Source organism: Neosynechococcus sphagnicola sy1 (assembly GCF_000775285.1).
In the GTDB taxonomy this organism is placed as follows: Bacteria; Cyanobacteriota; Cyanobacteriia; order Neosynechococcales; family Neosynechococcaceae; genus Neosynechococcus; species Neosynechococcus sphagnicola.
On the sequence record NZ_JJML01000105.1, the window covers coordinates 1 to 2,530 of the forward strand.

General features: G+C 44.4%; 6 protein-coding genes. 1 reads left to right on the forward strand and 5 read right to left on the reverse strand.

All coding sequences use genetic code 11. The features are described 5' to 3' along the window. On the forward strand, positions 1 to 448 hold a 448-nt coding region (locus DO97_RS20285), incomplete at its 5' end, for a transposase (protein WP_036537153.1). Positions 449 to 454: 6 nt separating this feature from the next. On the opposite strand, the gene DO97_RS24240 is transcribed toward DO97_RS20285, so the two are convergent. The 5 genes from DO97_RS24240 to DO97_RS20295 all read right to left on the reverse strand — a co-directional run. Then, positions 455 to 766 carry a hypothetical protein gene (locus tag DO97_RS24240; RefSeq protein ID WP_156120702.1) on the reverse strand — a complete coding sequence of 104 codons (312 nt, stop codon included), beginning with the start codon at positions 764 to 766 and terminating at the stop codon, positions 455 to 457. 43 nt (positions 767 to 809) lie between these two features. Next, positions 810 to 1,298 (reverse strand): GNAT family N-acetyltransferase, encoded by a 489-nt coding sequence (locus tag DO97_RS20290; protein ID WP_036537155.1) that lies wholly within the window; start codon positions 1,296 to 1,298, stop codon positions 810 to 812. Positions 1,299 to 1,349: 51 nt separating this feature from the next. Next, on the reverse strand, positions 1,350 to 1,478 hold the full coding sequence (locus tag DO97_RS27940) for a hypothetical protein (RefSeq protein WP_275575077.1): 129 nt from the start codon (positions 1,476 to 1,478) through the stop codon (positions 1,350 to 1,352). Between the two features lie 58 nt (positions 1,479 to 1,536). Further along, the gene (locus tag DO97_RS24245; RefSeq protein ID WP_162183043.1) at positions 1,537 to 1,842 is read right to left on the reverse strand and encodes a hypothetical protein; all 306 of its coding nucleotides are present in this window, start codon (positions 1,840 to 1,842) and stop codon (positions 1,537 to 1,539) included. Positions 1,843 to 2,124: 282 nt separating this feature from the next. Continuing rightward, on the reverse strand, positions 2,125 to 2,530 hold a 406-nt coding region (locus tag DO97_RS20295), incomplete at its 5' end, for an IS256 family transposase (protein ID WP_036537160.1).

The following is a 2,530-nucleotide window of genomic DNA, read 5'->3' on the forward strand; positions in this document are numbered from 1 at the left end:
TAAAAGAGCACGGGGTAAGCGCCCCAGCAAGCGAGGTAAACGAGTCTCTACAATCAGTGCAATCAGCCTCAAAACCGTTGTCACTAACGTAAGTATCGTCGGTTCAACCGATGGTTTGACCTTTGAAGCCTTCATTGCTCGCCACCTGGTTCCGAAACTTTGGAAAGGAGCTTGTGTGATTATGGATAACTACTCGATACACAACCATGACACGATCAGAAAGCTGATTGAGGACGTGGGTGCTAAGTTGATTTATTTACCTCCCTATTCTCCAGACTTTTCACCGATAGAAAATTGCTTCTCAAAGATTAAAAATATTTTGCGGACGATTGGGGCACGCAGCTATCCCGATCTCGCTAATGCCATTGAAGACGCTTTTTCTCAAGTATCTTTGGAAAACCTCAAAAATTGGTTCACTCACTGTTGCTACTACGCCTCACAAGAGTGAAAAATGCTATAGTGTAAAACTATCTTTATCTGGCAATCGATCAGCGTGTTCTACACCCCAGACCAGATTACACATGGTGACCTTTATGTTCCTACCCGATGGCAATATTTGTTCATGAAACGTCATCGTACCATCGCCTGAGCTGAAAAATAGAATGCCCCAAATGCCTACTGCTCCTAAAATCCAAGAAGCAGCAAGCCCTAAAACAAAAAACTTAATTTGAATTCTCACTATACCTGCCATATCAATGCGTTGGTAGCCTAACGACCAAGATAAGCGGCGGCAGATAACCTTTCCATCCACACCAAGATCTCTCAACTGTCCGCTTCATCGACTTGTTATCCCGCTGGCACACACCGATTCATTCAAATTCGCACAACATATTAAATGAGATGCCGCCAGTCCGATTGACAATCTCACTTCCCGGCACCGTAATAAACCCTAATCGTTCATACAATCTCACGACCGGATTATCCGCCCGAACATTGAGACTCACTGCCGGAAACCATTCTTTTGCCATATCTAGAACCTGAACTAACAACCGCGTTCCAACGCCTTGACCTCGATAATCTGGCAATACCGCCATCGCTAACTCTGGAATCACATCGTTGACATAACCAAATCCCTTATCTTCCTCTAACCACAAACGTAGCCAAGCTGCACCAATTGATGCTGTATCTCTGATTGCAACACAACCAACATCACCAACTCTGCCCCAACTCGACGCATAACGAGCTAAATATGGCTGTTTTTGAACAGAGTCTAGGGAGGGTTCGTGCGATGCATACTGCAACATTTCCCAAACTACAGGTTCATCGTCAACAGTCAAAGCGCGAACTGCATAATCCATGTTCAAATACCCATGCTAAGGCTTGCATCTAGATAGTTTAGGTAAAGCAGTTTAATTTTGCGATTGCCGAATTTGCAAGCTCAGGCTCTCACTGGTAACCTTCAAACTACGCCCCAAGACCTGAAACCAAGCGGGATAACGGTCGCGGTCAGCGGTTGCCAATTTCTCTGAACTCAGCACCAGCGGCTTCCTTCAATCCGCTGTACCGCAATTGTTATCCTGTCGCAACAGATTAGAACTAGTTAGTTATGATAATTCCGTGGGGAGAGCCATACTTCTTAGTAATTGTTGCTAATGTTTTCCATTGCTCACGTTCTTCGTCTCTATCAATATATACGTCGGTATCTTCATAACGAGGATCATGACGAGGGATAGAAGGTGGAAATAAACCTCCGAGAGTTTCCAAGGACTCTGCAATTGCTAACATCATATTGGTGAAACTGGGAAACCATAGCCTACACTTATCTTCTCCTTGCATTACAGGTGAAGTTGCAGCCGAGGTCTCTGAACCAACAATATACAACATGCCGTTTTCATAAGACACGAATGGGAAATATGTCAAACCATAATCATGAAAACGGTATTGTTCAGCTTCCTCAATGGATAGGAAGTGAATTAAGTTAGTTGGTAAATAATGTTTAAGTGAAAACTGATATGTTGAATTGTTGTTATAAGAACCATCCCAGCCTTCAGGCTGGCGATTACCCGTTGGTGCACCTGCCCATTGATAATACTCATATGCTTCATCAGCAAGCTGAAATGGAAAAGAGCTGAGTTGCCTTTCAACTTCGAGAGCGTTCAGATTTTTGTGTAAGCCTTGAGATCGTCAATAGTTGAAGCGTCCTGGAAATAGGATAGCAAAATGTGACAAGGCTGCTTTCCAGTTCTTAATTGGTCGGTTCCATCGCTTGGCAATGTTGTTCATTGCCAAATACATCAACTTGAACACGGACTCCTCATCTGGGAACACAGCCTTGGTCTTAATTACCTTGCGCAATGAGCGATTGAGCGACTCAATGGCATTGGTGGTGTAGATGACTTTGCGAATATCCATTGGATCATCAAAGATGGGAATGACGTTGTCCCAATGCCGAATCCAAATCTGGCTAATCGCCGGATAAAGGGCATCCCATTTGGTTGAAAACGCATCTAGGGCTGCTTCGGCCTCCTCAAGCGTGGTGGCTTGATAGATTGGCTTCAGGTCTGCCGCTACCGCTTTAGCATCCTTCCAA